The organism is Stackebrandtia albiflava, from assembly GCF_007994225.1.
GTDB lineage: Bacteria > Actinomycetota > Actinomycetes > Mycobacteriales > Micromonosporaceae > Stackebrandtia > Stackebrandtia albiflava.
Genome location: NZ_VLLL01000005.1, coordinates 1,122,890 through 1,138,764, shown reverse-complemented (window position 1 = coordinate 1,138,764; position 15,875 = coordinate 1,122,890). Strand labels below are relative to the sequence as shown.

Genomic DNA, 15,875 nt, shown 5'->3' with positions numbered 1-15,875 from the left:
CCGCGTGAGGCCCGCATGAACCGTCCCCTCTACTCCTCTCTGCCCGACGTCCTCCGCCACCCGGCCGTCATGATCGCCGGCGTCGTCGTCGCGACGCTCGCCGTGATCGTCTCGGCCATGGCGCTGGTCGCGCCCGGCCCCGCCACGGCGACGCTGTCTCCGGGGGCCGGCCCCTCACCGGTCGCCGACACCGACCCGGACGACCCGGTCGCGACGACCGTGGACCTCGCGGCGGTCGGTGACACGATCATGGGCGACCACCCCCACGCGCTGCCGCCCGGTGGCGGCGAGGGCTTCTTCGACGGCGTCGCGGACGAACTCACCGGCGACGTCGTGTTCGGCAACCTGGAGGGCCCGCTGTCGACCCGCAGCGACTTCTCCAAGTGCGTCGACGACACCGCGTGCGAGTACATCCGGATGCCGCCGGAGTACGCGCCGATCCTCGCCGACGCCGGATTCGACGTCCTCAACATCGCCAACAACCACGGCTACGATGCCGGCCCCGCGGGGGTGACCGACACCAGGGACGCGTTGGCGGCGGTCGGGATCCCGCTCTCGGGCATGAAGGGCGAGATCACCGAGTTGGAGACCGACGACGGCGTCACCGTCGCGGTCGTGGGAGTCGCCGCGTACGACTTCTACACGAACCTGCTGGACCTCCAGGCGGTGTCGGCCTTGGTGTCGGCGGCCGACGCCCGCGCCGACGTCGTGGTCCTCAGCATGCACATCGGCGCGGAGGGCACCGACGCGCGACACGTCACGGGCGCGCCCGAGGAGTTCTACGGGGAGTCGCGCGGCGACTCCCTCCAGGTGGGGCACACCGCCGTGGACGCGGGTGCGGACCTGGTGATCGGGCACGGTCCCCACGTGCTGCGCGGCATCGAGTTCTACAAGGGCAGGATCATCGCGCACAGCCTGGGCAACTTCGCCGGTTACGGTGTCCTCGCCTCGGAGGGCGCCCTCGGGCGGGGCGCCGTATTGAAGGTCACGACGACCGCCGACGGCGAGTTCGTCACCGGATCGGTTACGGCGACCCACATGGTCGACGGAGGCTACCCGGTGTCCGACCCCTCCGGCGGCGCCTTCGCCGACTTCAACGAGTTGGCCGCCGACTTCGGCCCGGCGGGCGTCACCGTCGACCCCTCCGGCGGCCTGCTCGTGCCACAGGACTGAGCCGACCGGCCGGTTCTTCACCATCCGGATCGCACCCGTCAGTTCTTGACCATCCGGATGGACCCCGTCAGTTCTTCACCATCCGGATTGCACCCGGATACCGGAACACCTCGCCGCGGTTGGCGTGTGCCGCGCCGACGCAGCTCGCGACGATCTGCCATATCAGCAGTCCCAGCACCAGCGGGACCACCAGGAACCACACCAGGAAACCGACCCCGTCGGGGGTCAGCACGCCGAGGATCACCGAGACCGCGCACATTCCGATGAAGCCGGCGACGAGGTAGACCAGGATCGACAGGTGGAAGTTCAACGCGTTGGTGGCGCTGGAACGCACGAACTGCGAGCGCTCGCCGGCGTTGTTGCGGTAGACGAGTGCGCCGATCCAGCCGAAGGCGGGGCTGAGCAGGCAGGCCAGGCCGAGGTAGTTCGCGGTGGCGGCGTCGCTGAGCTCCTGCGGCGTGATACCGCCGTAGCCGGGTTGCTGGTAGGCACCGTACGGCGGGTGGCCCGGCGGCGGGTACCCGGGCGGGATGTAGCCGCCGTCGGGGTATCCCTGGTACTGACCGTACGACCCCGGGTCGGGCGGCGAGGAGTCGTAGTGGTGGTGCGGATAGGTCACATCCTTCACGCTACTTCCCGTGCGCATCCCTCACAGGTGGCACCGCGCCCCGGAGTCGCCGCGCGCTGACCGGGTAGGCTTGGCACTCGACAGCTTTGAGTGCCAGAACCCGCCGAGCCCCTGGAGGTGGTCTACGCGATGTCGATGGGTGATCGTCGGCTCGACGTGCTGCGTGCCATTGTCGAGGACTACGTCCTCACCCAGGAGCCGGTCGGATCGAAGTCGCTCGTGAGCCGGCACGCCCTCGGCGTGTCCTCGGCGACCATCCGCAACGACATGGCCTTCCTCGAGGAGGAGGGGTACATCCGGCAGCCGCACACCAGCGCGGGCCGGGTACCCACCAACAAGGGGTACCGGTTGTTCGTGGACCGGCTCAGCAAGATCAAGCCGTTGACGGCCGCCGAACGGCGCGCCGTCCACCGCTTCCTCGACGAGGCCGTGGACCTCAACGACGTCGTCCACCGCACGGTGCGGCTGTTGGCGCAACTGACCAGGCAGGTCGCCGTGGTCCAGTACCCGAGCCTGTCGCGTTCCAGCGTCAGGCACCTCGAACTGGTCAGGCTCGCGCCGGGCCGGTTGATGCTGGTGATGATCACCGACACCGGCCGGGTCGAACAGCGGATCGTGGACTTCCCGGCCGACGTCTCCGACGAGGACGTGCTGACACTTCGGTCGCTGGTCAACGACAAGCTCGTGGGGGTGCGGCTCACCGAGACGCCGATGGAGATCCAGGCGCTGGTGGACGAGTCGTCGCCGCAGTTGCGGCCCGCGATGACTACGCTGTCCACGGTGCTGTTGGAGACGTTGGTGGAACGCGGTGAGGAACGCATCGCGCTCGCGGGTACCGCCAACCTGACCCGGCACGCCCTCGACTTCTCCGGTTCGCTGCGTCCCATCCTGGAGGCGCTGGAGGAGGAGGTCGTACTGCTGAAACTGCTCGGCGAGATCGACTCCGGAGCCACACTGCGCATCACCATCGGTGAGGAGAACGACATCGTCGGCTTGGACGGTACCTCGGTGGTCAGCACCGGGTATGGTCCGGCTGGATCCGTCGTCGGCGGTCTCGGCGTCGTCGGCCCGACCAGAATGGACTACCCCGGTACCATCGCGGCGGTGCGTACGGTGGCGAGGTACGTCAGCGAGATCCTGGCGCAGAACTGACCGCCGTGGAACTTCCCAATCCTTCGAATGACATCGAGAGCACACGTGGCCAAGGACTATTACGCGATTCTCGGCGTCGCGCGCGACGCCACGCCGGACGACCTCAAACGGGCGTACCGCAAACTGGCGCGGGAGTTCCACCCCGACGTCAATCCGGCCCCGGAGGCGCAGGAGAAGTTCAAGGAGATCAACGCCGCGTTCGAGGTGTTGTCGGACCCGCAGAAGCGGCAGATCGTCGACCTCGGCGGTGACCCGTTGGCCGCCGGTGGCGGCGGTGGCGGGGCGGGTGCCGCCGGGCCGTTCATGGGGTTCCAGGACATCATGGACGCCTTCTTCGGCGGCGGCATGGGCGGAGCGGCCAGGGGGCCGCGTTCGCGGAAGCGGCCCGGATCCGACGCGGTGCTGCGACTGGACCTGGAACTCAAGGAGGCCGCGTTCGGGATGGAGACCCCGATCACGGTCGACACGGCCGTGGTGTGCAGCAGCTGCGAGGGCGTGGGCACCGCCGACGGTTCGCAGCCGGTCACCTGTGACACCTGCGCGGGCGCCGGTGAGGTGCAGAGCGTGCAGCGGACGATCCTCGGTCAGGTGGTCACGGCGCGTCCCTGCCCGACGTGCAGCGGTTTCGGTACCGTGATCACTCGCCCGTGCGCCAAGTGTGGCGGCGAGGGCAGGGTCCCCACCCGGCGCAAGATGACGGTGAAGATCCCGCCGGGCGTCGAGAACGGGATGCGCATCCGCTTGGCCGGTCAGGGCGAGGTGGGCCCCGGTGCCGGGCCGCCCGGCGACCTATACGTGGAGATCCGGGAGAAACCGCACGACGTCTTCACGCGGGAGGGCGACGACCTGCACTGCAAGCTGAAGCTGCCGATGACGGCGGCCGCGCTGGGCACCCGGCTCACGGTCACGACGTTGGACGGCGAAGAGCAGATCGACGTGCACGCCGGTACGCAACCGGGCTCCACGCTGCGGATCCGGGGCGCCGGGGTGCCGGTGTTGCGCGGTGGCGACGTGCGGGGCGACCTCTACGTGCACCTGGACATCCGCACACCCACCAAACTCGACGCGGAACAGGAGCGGCTGTTGCACGAGCTGGCCGAGATGCGCGGCGAGGACATCGTGGAGACCTCCAAGGGCAACGGCTTCTTCTCCCGGATGCGGGACGCGTTCAACGGACACGGCTGACCCGGCGCCCACACCGCCTCGGATCCGGCGCGTTCCGGGGCGGCGGGCGTTTCCGGGACGTCTCGTGGCGGGTACGTAACATGTGGGGATGACCGACTGTCTGTTCTGCAAGATCGTCGCCGGAGACGTTCCGGCCACCGTCGTGGCCGACGCCGAGGAGGTCCTGGCGTTCAGGGACATCGATCCCAAGGCTCCGCAGCACATCCTGGTCATCCCCAAGCGGCACTACGACACCGCCTTCGACATGGCGCGGGACGACCCGCGGCTGGCCGGTGAACTGCTTCGGGAGGCGGGCGAGATCGCCGTCGCCCAGGAGTTCGCCGACGCCGGTTACCGGCTGCTGTTCAACACCGGCCCCGACTCGGGCCAGGAGGTCATGCACGCACACCTCCACATCCTGGCCGGCCGGCCGCTCGGCCCGATGCTCACCGAGCCGCAGGAGTAGCGATCTGGTGTGGGGGCCGGACGAGGTCCTGGCGGCCTGGGCGTAAGACGTCCGCGCGGCGGTCACATGCCGTAGCCGAGCTCCTCGGCGGCCACCGCCCAGAAGTCGTTCTCGTCCGCGACCGCCACCGGGTCGATGGCCTCGAATCTGCGGTGGAGATCCAGGCCGATCTGTGCGACGGCGTCCTCCTCACCGTCCTCGTCCCACTCCGCGTCGCCCTCGTCCTCGATCTCGGTGACGGCGTCCCGGGCCTCCAGGTACTCGCGGGCGCAGGCGACGAACGCGGACAGTGAGCCGTTGACGGGGTGGACGCCGTCGTCGGTGACGAGCAGGAGGCGGCCGTCGGCCCGGTCGACTGCCAGCACGCTGATACCGGGATCGTCGGCGACCACCGCACCGGTGCCGCCCGCGAGGTCCACGTCGGGATACGGCGGGACGTTCCAGCGGCCCGGGTACGGCGCCCCCAGATGGGCGTCGTCGGTGAGCGCGGTGCTGATGTCGGTGTCGCTCAACGGCATGGCGGCAGCCTAGCGGCGCCGCGTTGCCGTCTCCGCACCGCGTCGGATGCCGCCAAGGCCGGCTCCGCGAGCCCGGTGGCGGTTCAGTCCACCGCCGCCAGCATGTCGCGCAGTTTCAGGACGGTGCGCCAGTTGCGGGTGGTGGTCACCGTTCCCGCCAGCGGTTTCCAGAACGGCGAGCGGTCGAGTTTCGACCGGCCCATGCCGTCGGGGTAGTAGACGTACAGTTCGGTGCGGGTCGCGGCGGCCTGCTCCGGAAGCCCCGGGGGTACGGTCACGGCGGCCCGCACCGACTCGGGCACCGGCTCCGCCAGGAAGGTGACCGTGAGCTTCGCCGGATCGAGATCCCGGTCGGTGAACGGGTTGGCGGCCATCGCGGCGTCGAGTCCCGCGACGTCGCGCAGTACGACGGCGGGCCGGAACCCGAAGCGTTCGGCGATTCCGGACGCCAGGTCGTCCCGGACCCGTGCGGTGGACCCGTCCGCGTCGAACACCACGTTGCCGGACTGGATATAGGTGCCGACGTTCCGCCAGCCCAGCTCACCGCACAGCGCACGCAGTTCCGCCATCGGCAGCTTGTTGTGCCCACCCACGTTGACGCCTCTGAGCAACGCCAGATACCGCATTCACCCTCCTCCGTCGCGCGACACCCCTACGGGCCGTCCCCGAACCTACTGCTCCACTGCGCCGCCCGACGGGGCCGGTGCGTGCCGCGCCGGTACGCCGCACCGTCTCCGTCACGCGCCTCGACGGCGGTTCGCGCCGGAATGTGACGTGGCCATGCGGATTCCGACACCTCACCTTTCGGAAATCCGGCAAGTCACCTGCCGGATTTCCGGCAACCGACCTGTCGGATTTCCGGAAAGTCACCTGCCACATTTCAGGCTCAGCGGCTAGCATGGACCCGTCGCTGACGGAACGACGGCACATGAGGACCTCGATGAGCTTGATAACGCGCGCGGTGCAGCCGCTGGTCACGGAATTGACCACCGAACTGCGGGTCGTGATCATCGGAGGTCCCCGGCAGTCCGGCAAGACCACCTTGTTGCGGCAGTTCCAAGGCCGCGACGGTACCGCTTATCGAAGCCTCGATGACGAGACCAACCGGCAGGCCGCCAGGGACGACCCGTTGACATTCGCGCGTTACGGCGCTTCGCCGCGGTTGATCGACGAGGTGCAGCGTGGTGGAGACGCCTTGGTGCGGGCCATAAAGATCGTCGTCGATGAAGACACCCGGCCGGGCCGCTTCATCCTGTCGGGCTCCAGCCGCTTCCTCACCGTTCCCCACCTGTCCGAGTCGCTGGCCGGGCGAGCGGTCTTCGTGGACCTGTGGCCGTTCAGTATGGCCGAGCGGACCGGTGACGCCGGCGGATTCCCGGCGGCGATGTTCTCCGACGCCGCGGCGTTCGCCCGGGAATCGGATTGGCGGCGCGACGAATACCTGGACGTCGTCCTGGCCGGCGGTTTCCCCGAGCCGCTCTCGCTGAGGTCGGATGTCGCGCGCGGCGCCTGGTACGACGGTTACCTGACCACGGTCATCAACCGCGACATCCGGGACTTCGCATCGGTGGCGCACGCCGAGGCGCTGCCGCGTCTGCTCGCGTTGATAGCCGCGCACTCGGGTGGGATCAGTATGACGGCCAACCTCGCCCGTGGCATCGACACCAGCCGGGAGACCACCCGGAACTATCTGTCTTATCTGGACATGGTGTATCTGACGCTGCGGGTCCCGGCGTGGTCGAACCGGCTGAGTGTCAGGCTGACGAAGAGTCCCAAGTTGTACCCCTCGGATTCGGGCCTGGCCGCGCACCTGATGGGTGCCGAACGCGACCGGATCGCGACCCCGGGTGACCCGCTGCTCGGCCCGCTGCTGGAGACCTTCGTGGCCACCGAACTCGTCAAGGCGATCGCCAACACCCGGGCGCGGATCACCTTGTCGCACCTTCGTGCCGCCGACGGCAGAGAGATCGACTTCATCCTGGAGGCGCCCGACGGAGGGGTGGTCGGCATCGAGGTGAAGGCGACCGCGTCGCCGACCGCCGCCGGTGCCGCTGGTCTGCGCTGGTTGCGGGACCGCCTGGGGGAGCGGTTCCGGGCGGGAATCCTGTTGCACCTGGGTTCACAGAGCGTGTCGTTCGGAGACGGCATCCTGGCGCTTCCGCTGTCGGCGCTGTGGGGGCACCGGCGGTTGCCGGCCCGGCCGTGACCGGGGTGAACGGAACGGCGGGGCCGGGCGTGTCGCCCGGCCCCGCCGCCGTGTTCCGGCCGGTCAGCCCGCCTGGGCGTCCCGGGCACGGGCGCGCAGGGCGCGCGCGATGTCGTCGCGGCCCTCCAGGACGCCTCGCCGCATCGCACCGGTGTGAGCCGGATCGCCGAGCCAGGCGTCGGTCGCCTCCAGAGTGGACGAGTCGATCACGACACGCGGGTATCCCAGGCTGATGAACTCGATGGCCTGCTCGGTCGCCAGCCGTTCCCACACCCGGGGGACCGCCTCCAGGAACCGGCCGACATAGGGCCGCAACAGTTCCAGCTGGTCGGGGTGGTAGAAGCCGGTCAGGAGCGACCGCCGCGCGTAGTTGGGGAGGTCGTCCTCCTCGGTGATGCGCTGCCACGCCTCCGCCTTCGCCTGCGCGGTCGGCACGGCGGCACGGGCGATCAGCGACAGGCGCTCACCGTCGGCGGTGTCGTCCCGCGCCAGTTCGGCGTCTACGGCCGACTCCGGCAGCGCTCCCAACGCGACCAGCCCGACGACCAGGCCCCACCGCATGTCGGTGTCGATCGCGAGGCCCTCGGGGACGCCGGTGCCCTCCAGCCAGCCGCGCAGTGTCGCGAGGTCCTCGTCCGACCGGGCCGCACCGGCGAAGGTGCGCGCCCACGAGCGCTGCAGGTCGCCGCCGGGGGTGGCGTCCGACATGATCCGCCTGGCGGTCCGGGCCAGTTCCTCCCGCAGTTCGGCGGTCACCGCCGGGTCGGCGTAGCTCAGCGCGGTCGGCAACTGGCGTTGCGCGGTGGCGACCAGGTTGATGTCGGTCTCGCCGGGCAGGCCGGCGAAGGCCATCCGCAGGTAGTCGCGGGCGGCGAGTTCACCGTCGCGCAGCATGTCCCACGCGGCGGTCCAGCACAGCGCCCGGGGCAGCGAGTCGGTGAACGCGGTGATGTGGGTGACGACGTTCGCCATCGACTCCGGGTCGAGCCGCAGTTTGCAGTACGTGAGGTCGTCGTCGTTGAGCAGCAGCACGTCGGGACGGGTCCTGCCGACCAGTTCGGGCACCTCGGTGCGTTCCCCGGTGACGTCGATCTCCACCCGGTCGGTGCGGACCAGTCGTCCGTCGACCAGGTTGTACAGGCCGACTCCGATGCGGTGGGTGCGCAGCGTCGGGTAGTCCGGCGAGACCTCCTGCAGTACCGCGAAGCCGGTGTACACGCCGTCGTCGTCCACTGTCAGTTCCGGCCGGAGCGTGCTGACGCCGGCGGTCGCCAGCCAGGTGTCGGCGAACTCGCGCAGTTCGCGGCCCGAGGCGGCCTCCAGCGCGCCCAACAGGTCGTCGAAGGTCGCGTTGCCCCACTGGTGCTTCTGGAAGTAGTCCGACAGGCCCTGCTTGAACGGTTCGATGCCCACATAGGCCACCAACTGCTTGAGGATGCTGGCGCCCTTGGCGTAGGTGATGCCGTCGAAGTTCGTGGCCACCGCTTCGACGTCGGGCATCGCGGTGTAGACCGGGTGCGTGGTCGGCAACTGGTCCTGCCGGTAACCCCAGTTCTTGCGCAGCGACAGGAACGTCGTCCACGCGCCGGAGTAACGGGTGGCCTCCACATTGGCCCAGTGCGACGCCCACTCGGCGAAGGACTCGTTGAGCCACAGGTCGTCCCACCACCGCATGGTCACCAGGTCACCGAACCACATGTGGGCCATCTCGTGCAGGATCACGTTGGCGAGCTGTTCGCGTTCGAAGTCGGTGACCTGGGAACGGAACAGGTACGACGACTCCGCGATCGTGACGCAGCCGAAGTTCTCCATCGCGCCCATGTTGTACTCGGGCGCGAACACCTGGTCGTACTTGGGAAGCGGGTACCGCACACCGAATGCCTCGTGGAAGTGGTCGAAACCCTGGCGGGTGATCTCGAACACCGGATCCGGTTCCAGGTACTGCTTCATCGACTGACGACAGTAGAGCCCCAGCGTGATGCCGTCGTGCTCGGTGGTGACCTCGTGGTACGGGCCGGCGCACAGGGCCGTGATGTAGGTGCTCATGCGCGGTGCCTTCTGGAACACCACGGTCTTCGCGCCGTCCTCCACGGACTCGGAGTCGGCGGGCATGTTCGAGATGGCGCGCCAGTGCTCGGGCATCGTGACGGTGAGCGTGAAGTGCGCCTTCAGGTCGGGCTGGTCGAAGCACGCGTACATCTGCTGGGCGTCGGAGACCTCGAACTGGCTGTACAGGTAGCTCTCCCCGTCGGCCCGGTCGGTCATCCGGTGCAGGCCCTGGCCGCTGGACGAGTAGCGGCACTCGGCCACCACCTCCAGTTCGTTCTCGGCGGCCAGGCCGGGCAGGGCGATCCCGGTCTGTCGGGTGTAGGTGCCGGTGTCCAGGGCGACGCCGTTGAGTGTGGCCGACCGGATGTTCTCGGCGGCGATCTCGATGAAGCTGTCGGCACCCGGTTCGGTGCAGTTGAACCTGACCAGCGAGCGGGAGATGAAGGTCTTGTCACCGGCGGTGAGATCCAACGCGACGTCGTAGGAGTCGACGTGAAGCAGGCGGGCACGTTCTGCCGCGTCGGTCTGGGTGAGGATATGGGTGTCCGCCACGGTGCAGCTCCCTTGGGTAATCGTGTTTGGCTGTCTGCCGAGTGTGGCATGTCGGGTGGTCAGACGCGGGGTTGCCCGGCCGGGTATCGGACTTGGTTACTCTCTAGCGGTGACCGCAGCACACCCGATAGAACAGGCCTGGTTGTCCACCGGAGGCACCGGCGCGCAGAACTACGACGAGTTCGCCGACGAGTCGAAGATCACGCGCATCATCGAGGCCAATCCCACGTCCATGCTGGCCGTGGAGATGCCCGACCGCACACCGGAGGCCCGCGCCGCCGGCCTCGACTTCACCGCGGCGCTGCCCGCCGCCGTCGAGCGGCTCTCCGCGCTCCAGGAGACGGGCCGGTTCGCCCCCGCGTCACAGGTGGTGGTCGCGTACCGCATCAGCGGTGACGACGGACACACCGCGTACGGGCTGTTCTGCATGGTCGACACCGACGAGATCTCCACCTCCGCGGAGGAGCCCGGGCGCGTCATCCGCAACGAGGACGTGTTCATCGAGAAGGTGCGGCAGCGCGCCGCCCTCAACGAACGGCTCGGCCACCTGTTGTCGCCGGTGCTGCTGGTGCAGAACGCCAAGGTGGAGGAACTGCAGGCGGCGCTGACCGAGGCGTGCGCGGGACCGCCCGCCGTGACCGACGTCGACCCGCAGGGCCGCCGCCACGAGATCTGGCCGGTCCCGGCCGGGCCGCAGCAGGACCGGTTGTGCGAGTTGGCGGGCGGTGGCGAGCTGATCGTCGCCGACGGCAACCACCGTTCGCTGGCGGCGCAGGTCGGCGGGCTGCCGCGTTTCCTGGCGGTCGTGACCACCCCCGAGTCCGTGACTATCCAGCCGTACCACCGGTTGCTGAACCGGATGCCGATCACCGGTGGCGAGCTGGCCGACGCGTTGACCCGCCGCGGTGCCACGGTGACCACCGTGTCCGGGCCGCTGGACACCCCCGCCGAGCCGGGAGTCGTCCACCTGTACACCGAGGGCACCACCTACGCGGTGCGGCTTCCCGAGGGGACCGGCACCGTCGTGGACCGGCTCGATCACGCCCGTGTCGAGGCCGTGGTGTTCCGGGAGGTGCTGGCGATGGACGCCGGCGACCCCCGCATCACCTACGTCGGAGGCGACTATCCGCCGGGCTGGCTGGCGGAACAGGTCGACTCCGGTGGGGCGGTCGCGGCCGTCCTCATCGCACCGGTGTCGGTGGAGGACTTCATCTTTGTGAACCTCGAACGGCTCAAGCTGCCCCGCAAGAGCACCTGGTTCACACCCAAAGCCCGGGCGGGCCTGGTCCTCGCGGACCTGCGATGATGTCCGGCATGCGGGTCTACCTCGGCAGTGATCACGCCGGATACGAGCTCAAGGGAGCGTTGGCGCGCCACCTGGCGTCGCAGGGGCACGACGTCGTAGACATCGGTCCGCACGCGTTCGACGCCCAAGACGACTACCCGCCGTACTGCCTGGCGACCGCCGCCGCGGTGGTCGCCGATCCCGGCAGTCTCGGCGTCGTGATGGGCGGCTCCGGCAACGGCGAGCAGATCGCCGCCAACAAGGTGCCCGGCGCCCGGGCGGCGTTGGCGTGGAGCCCCGAGACCGCCCGGCTGGCGCGGGAGCACAACGACGCCAACCTGATCGGTGTCGGCGCGCGGATGCACTCCGAGGCGGAGGCCGTAGCGATCGTGACGGAGTTTCTCGCCGTGCCGTTCTCGGGCGAGAAGCGTCACGCGCGGCGCATCGGGCAACTCACCGAATACGAGCGGACCGGGGAGTTGCCGCCGCTGAACGACTGACCACCGGTGCGCCGGTCACCCGCCGTGCCGGTCCCGGGCGTCCGGGAGGTATGGGCGGGTCGGACGGTCCGCGCCGGTTCGTCCCGGTTCGTGTTGGCCCGCCGGGGCTAGTCTTGATGTCCGGACGATCGGCGCAGTGGGAGGCAGCATGGCGGAAACCCTGGACCTCGTGTGCGGTCCGGCCGATCCGCTCCCGGAGTCGAGCAAGAGTTTCCGGCTGCTGTCGCGGCTGGGTTCGGGCGGTCAGGCGGACGTGTACAAGGCGGTCCGGCAGTCGGGGGGCATCTCCTCGGCGCCGGTCAGCCTGAAGGTGTTCCGGCCGGACCGGCAGCGGCCGCTGGAGGCCCAGTACCGTTCGTGGGACAAGGGCGACGCCGTCCACATGGACCTGGACAGCCGGGGCGTCACGGGGATCTGCCGCCGCATCGACGCGTTCTACGGGCCGCCGCCGCACCGGCCGGACGCCCCCGCCGCCACCAACCTGGTCCCGTACCAGGTGTTGGAGTACCTGCCGGGCAGCGACCTCAAGCAACTGCTGCGGAACCCCTCGCACCCGCGGGTGCAGGCGATCTCGGTGCTGCGGACGATCGCGGGGGTGCTGGACGCCATGCACCGCCCGAACTCGCCCGACATCCACCCGGCCCTCCACATGGACATCAAACCGTCCAATGTGATCGTCATGCCGTCGGGTGAGGCCCGGGTCATCGACTTCACCGGTGCCCGTTACTCGCAGCCGACGCACATGACGACCATCTCCTACACACCCGAGGCGGCCGGGCCGGAGGCCCGCGCCGGACGGGTGGGGCCGTCCTACGACGTCCACGGCTTCGGCGCCGTCGCGTTCTACCTGGTGACCGGGACGCAGCCGCGCATCGAGTCCGCCACCGGCGACTCCCCGAGCGTGTCCGCGTTGCGGCGGCATCCGGTCGTGGAGGCCAACCCCCGGCTGCGCGACCACCTGCTCGCCCCGTTGTCCGACGACCCGCGGGACCGGCCGCCGACCTCGCACCTGGACCACTGGATCGGAGAGCTGGCGACGCTGATGCGTGCCGCCGACACCCCCGACATCGGCGTGGACTGGGGCGGCGCACCCAGCGCGGCGACCCGGCGGCCGCCGGCCCCCGACCACCGCGAACCCGCCACCGCACCGGATCTGCTCGCGGCGACCGGTCGACTTCCGCAGACGATGCGACTGGGCGGCGCCGCCTCGGCCGACGCCACCCCCCGCACCGCGACGATCATGGCGACCGCCTCGGTCTCGCCCGCCGCCCCACCCGGGAACCGGTACGGGCGTGGCGTGGCGGTGCCGACCCGGCCGCGCGCCGAACCGGCCACCACCGTGCACGAGCCGGCCCCACAGCGGCCCGCCGAGCCGCGCAGGCCGTGGCGCGGCCCCGACGGCAAGCTGGCGGCCCTGTCCGGCGGCGGTGAGTTCTCCATCGTCGGCGCGGTGTTCGCGTTCATCTGCTGGGGTGTGTGGGCGTTCGCCAACCAACGGGACAACATGTTGCCGCTGGTGCTGTACTTCGTCCTCGTGCTCGTCGTGGCGGGGGCGGTGTTCGCGATGGCGCGTCTCGTCGGCACTCTCGTGTTGGTGCGATTGTTCAAACGAAACCGTAGAACGGCCCGTCTGTCGCATTTGGCGGCCGGTGTATTCCTGGTCGTCACCGGTATCGGTTTCCTCAGCAATGTCGCATTCATCGCCAATGCGATCAATTGGTTGAAGAACCTGTTGTGACCGTTTCGGCGACACGCCGTGACGTGGTATGAATCACCGAGAACCGGTGGCTTCACGAGGCAACGTAGAATCGCATTTCCGCGGTCTATTCACCGGACATCCCCTCCCGGAAGGCACAAAGCGTGAGTACGCTGACACAAGATGTGAGGATGACTCCCGAACAGCGCGAGGCTTTCGAGCGCGACGGGTACATCATGCTCAAAGGCGTTCTGAACCCCGATGAGGTGGCGCACTACAGCGCCGCGATCGACCGGGCGTACGACCGTGAGAAGGCGGCCGGAAACCTCGGAATCGACGGCTCGCTGCACAAGCTCAGCGCTGTCACCAACTGCCACGAATTGGCGGGTCTGATCAACCACCCGAAGACGTTTCCGTTCGTCTGGGAAATGATCGGATGGAACATCCACATTTACCACTCGCATTTCGACGTCCACCCCCCGATCCGGGTCCAGAAGCCGCCGCGCTTCGAATGGCACCAGGACGGCGGACGCCAGAACCGCGAACTGGAGACCGACCCGCGCCCCCGCGTCTCGGTGAAGGTGGCCTACTGGCTGTCGGACGTGTCCGAACCCGGCCGCGGCAACCTCAAGGTCGTCCCGGGCAGCCACCTGACCAACTGGATCCAGGGGCCGCCGAACCGCAACATGGAGTGGCCCGACCCCGAGGGCGCCATCGAGGTCACCGCCGAACCCGGTGACGCGATCTTCTTCGACCGCCGCATCTGGCACGCCCGGTCGAACAACTACTCCGACTTCACGCGCAAGGTGGTCTTCCTCGGCTACCTGCCGCGCTGGATCCACATCCGCGACGAGGTCGCCGACCTGCCGAACCAGCCGTGGTGGAACGACCTCGACGACGTCCAGAAGCAGCTGCTGGGCGCGTTCGGGAACGGCGACGGCGACCACCAGTGGGGCCACTACCCCAAGGACGTGCCGCTGTACAACTGGCTGGCCGAGCGCGACCTCTTCAACCCGGACAACCCGCCGCTGAAGGCGTGACCCGGTCCCGACGCGCACCATCCCCGGGCGACCCGCCACGACGGCGGGTCGCCCGGCGGCGTATCCGGCCCCCGACCGGCTAACCTCAACGGTCATGTCCGCATCGCTGGCCGCCCGTATCTTCCGCACCGCACACCTGACCGGTGAGTTCACACTGCGCTCGGGCGCGGTGGCCGCCGAGTACTTCGACAAGTACCGGTTCGAGTCCGACCCGGTGCTCCTCCACGACATCGCCGAGGCGCTGGCGCCGCTGGTGGGCGACGGGGTCGACGCTCTCGCCGGACTGGAACTGGGCGGTGTGCCGATCGCGGTCGCGCTGTCGCGGGTGACGGGGATCCCGGCGGTGTTCGTCCGCAAGACCGCCAAGACCTACGGCACCCGGCGACTGGCCGAGGGCGGTGACGTCGCGGGGCGGCGGCTGCTGATAGTCGAGGACGTCGTGACGTCGGGAGGCCAGGTGGCGGCCTCGGCGGGACAGTTGCGAGACGAGGGCGCGACGGTGGCGCGGGCATTGTGCGTCATCGACCGACAGGCCGGTGGCCAGGCCGCGTTGGCCGCCGAGGGGGTGGACCTGACCGCGCTGTTCACCATGACGGAGCTCAAGAGTGCGGCGGAGTGACATACCCGGTGGCGGCGGCCGTGACGGGCCGGTTAATCTGTATACCGCCGTCTCGCGACGGCAAGGCGGATGTAGCTCAATGGTAGAGCCTCAGTCTTCCAAACTGATTACGCGGGTTCGATTCCCGTCATCCGCTCCACGACGGAACCCCAGGCCGGAACCGGCCTGGGGTTTCCCTTTGCGACGGTCGTGCCGACGCCGCGCCGTGGTGAAACGCGGTGGCGGCCCGGTCGGGGCGCCGATAGCCTCCCGGCGTGGACGATCTCCGACTGTGTACCGCCCGGCTGACGCTTCGGCCCATCACCCGCGACGACGTGGACCGGTGCGTCGCCTTGAACGCCGATCCCGGAGTCATGCGGTACCTGGATCGGCGTCCGCCGTCCCGGGAGGCGGTCGCCGCCGAGATCGAGGAGCTGATCGCGGAGCACCGTCGCCGGCCGGGGCACGGCCGTCTCGTGGTCGAGGACCACACCGGCCGGTTCGTCGGCTGGTTCGGGCTGCGTCCCGACGGGGACGACCTCGCGTCACCGAGCCTGGGTTACCGGTTGCGCCGCGACGCCTGGGGCGGTGGGTTGGCGACCGAGGGCGGGACGGCGCTGGTGGATCTGGCGTTCACGGACCTGGCGGCCGACCGGGTCACCGCGCAGACCATGTCGGTCAACCGGGCGTCCCGGCGGGTGATGGAGAAGTGCGGGCTGCGGTACGTCCGCACCTTCCACGAGGAGTTCGACGACCCGCTGCCCGGCACCGAACACGGTGAGGTCTGGTACGAGATCACCCGCGCCCAGTGGCGGGCGCGTCCGGGCACATCCCGGAGGACGGAGGCG

Annotated in this window: 15 protein-coding genes, 1 tRNA gene and 1 pseudogene; 12 read left to right on the top strand and 5 right to left on the bottom strand. The window is 69.4% G+C overall.

From position 1 onward, the window contains the following. Nucleotides 1-15: 15 nt before the first annotated feature. Nucleotides 16-1,173 carry a CapA family protein gene (locus tag LX16_RS06035; protein ID WP_147134317.1) on the top strand — a complete coding sequence of 386 codons (1,158 nt, stop codon included), beginning with the start codon at nt 16-18 and terminating at the stop codon, nt 1,171-1,173. A gap of 67 nt (nt 1,174-1,240) precedes the next feature. On the opposite strand, the gene LX16_RS06030 is transcribed toward LX16_RS06035, so the two are convergent. Beyond that, complete coding sequence (locus tag LX16_RS06030; protein ID WP_158645499.1) at nt 1,241-1,792, bottom strand: DUF4870 domain-containing protein; 552 nt, start codon at nt 1,790-1,792, stop codon at nt 1,241-1,243. 138 nt (nt 1,793-1,930) lie between these two features. Here LX16_RS06030 and hrcA point away from each other — a divergent pair, with 138 nt between their 5' ends. The 3 genes from hrcA (at nt 1,931) to LX16_RS06015 (ending at nt 4,583) form a co-directional block, all read left to right on the top strand. Further along, nucleotides 1,931-2,953 carry a heat-inducible transcriptional repressor HrcA gene (gene hrcA, locus LX16_RS06025; protein WP_147137104.1) on the top strand — a complete coding sequence of 341 codons (1,023 nt, stop codon included), beginning with the start codon at nt 1,931-1,933 and terminating at the stop codon, nt 2,951-2,953. Between the two features lie 45 nt (nt 2,954-2,998). Continuing rightward, nucleotides 2,999-4,138 carry a molecular chaperone DnaJ gene (gene dnaJ, locus LX16_RS06020; protein ID WP_345740713.1) on the top strand — a complete coding sequence of 380 codons (1,140 nt, stop codon included), beginning with the start codon at nt 2,999-3,001 and terminating at the stop codon, nt 4,136-4,138. An 82-nt stretch (nt 4,139-4,220) separates the two neighbouring features. After that, on the top strand, nt 4,221-4,583 hold the full coding sequence (locus tag LX16_RS06015; RefSeq protein ID WP_345740677.1) for a histidine triad nucleotide-binding protein: 363 nt from the start codon (nt 4,221-4,223) through the stop codon (nt 4,581-4,583). 62 nt (nt 4,584-4,645) lie between these two features. Here the strand turns inward: LX16_RS06015 and LX16_RS06010 are convergent, their stop codons facing one another. Both LX16_RS06010 and LX16_RS06005 read right to left on the bottom strand, forming a co-directional pair. Then, complete coding sequence (locus tag LX16_RS06010) at nt 4,646-5,101, bottom strand: SUKH-4 family immunity protein (RefSeq protein ID WP_147134305.1); 456 nt, start codon at nt 5,099-5,101, stop codon at nt 4,646-4,648. Nucleotides 5,102-5,184: 83 nt separating this feature from the next. After that, nucleotides 5,185-5,727: a DUF1697 domain-containing protein gene (locus LX16_RS06005; protein WP_147134302.1), complete on the bottom strand. Its 543-nt coding sequence runs from the start codon at nt 5,725-5,727 to the stop codon at nt 5,185-5,187. Nucleotides 5,728-6,041: 314 nt separating this feature from the next. On the opposite strand from LX16_RS06005, the gene LX16_RS06000 reads away from it, so the two are divergent. Further along, nucleotides 6,042-7,307, top strand: coding sequence for an ATP-binding protein (locus LX16_RS06000; RefSeq protein WP_147134299.1), 1,266 nt, complete (start codon nt 6,042-6,044; stop codon nt 7,305-7,307). A gap of 63 nt (nt 7,308-7,370) precedes the next feature. Here LX16_RS06000 and pepN read toward each other — a convergent pair whose 3' ends face one another. Further along, on the bottom strand, nt 7,371-9,908 hold the full coding sequence (gene pepN / locus LX16_RS05995) for an aminopeptidase N (RefSeq protein WP_147134296.1): 2,538 nt from the start codon (nt 9,906-9,908) through the stop codon (nt 7,371-7,373). Nucleotides 9,909-10,017: 109 nt separating this feature from the next. Between pepN and LX16_RS05990 the strand changes: the two genes are divergently transcribed. From LX16_RS05990 to LX16_RS27395, 7 genes and pseudogenes are all read left to right on the top strand, one after another. Continuing rightward, a complete protein-coding gene (locus LX16_RS05990) occupies nt 10,018-11,214 on the top strand; it encodes a DUF1015 family protein (RefSeq protein ID WP_147134294.1) in 1,197 nt (398 codons plus the stop codon). Between the two features lie 8 nt (nt 11,215-11,222). Next, nucleotides 11,223-11,693: a ribose-5-phosphate isomerase gene (locus LX16_RS05985; RefSeq protein ID WP_147134290.1), complete on the top strand. Its 471-nt coding sequence runs from the start codon at nt 11,223-11,225 to the stop codon at nt 11,691-11,693. 148 nt (nt 11,694-11,841) lie between these two features. Continuing rightward, nucleotides 11,842-13,431 carry a serine/threonine protein kinase gene (locus tag LX16_RS05980; protein ID WP_147134287.1) on the top strand — a complete coding sequence of 530 codons (1,590 nt, stop codon included), beginning with the start codon at nt 11,842-11,844 and terminating at the stop codon, nt 13,429-13,431. Nucleotides 13,432-13,580: 149 nt separating this feature from the next. Continuing rightward, nucleotides 13,581-14,429, top strand: coding sequence for a phytanoyl-CoA dioxygenase family protein (locus LX16_RS05975; protein WP_147134284.1), 849 nt, complete (start codon nt 13,581-13,583; stop codon nt 14,427-14,429). A 94-nt stretch (nt 14,430-14,523) separates the two neighbouring features. Continuing rightward, complete coding sequence (gene pyrE / locus LX16_RS05970; RefSeq protein ID WP_147134281.1) at nt 14,524-15,048, top strand: orotate phosphoribosyltransferase; 525 nt, start codon at nt 14,524-14,526, stop codon at nt 15,046-15,048. A gap of 65 nt (nt 15,049-15,113) precedes the next feature. Further along, nucleotides 15,114-15,187: transfer RNA gene (locus LX16_RS05965), tRNA-Gly, on the top strand. A gap of 115 nt (nt 15,188-15,302) precedes the next feature. Beyond that, nucleotides 15,303-15,689, top strand: a pseudogene (locus LX16_RS27395) (GNAT family N-acetyltransferase); the annotation flags it as partial. Here the strand turns inward: LX16_RS27395 and LX16_RS27390 are convergent. Continuing rightward, nucleotides 15,587-15,856 carry a hypothetical protein gene (locus LX16_RS27390; RefSeq protein WP_244615690.1) on the bottom strand — a complete coding sequence of 90 codons (270 nt, stop codon included), beginning with the start codon at nt 15,854-15,856 and terminating at the stop codon, nt 15,587-15,589. The pseudogene LX16_RS27395 and the gene LX16_RS27390 overlap by 103 nt on opposite strands. Nucleotides 15,857-15,875: the final 19 nt, after the last annotated feature.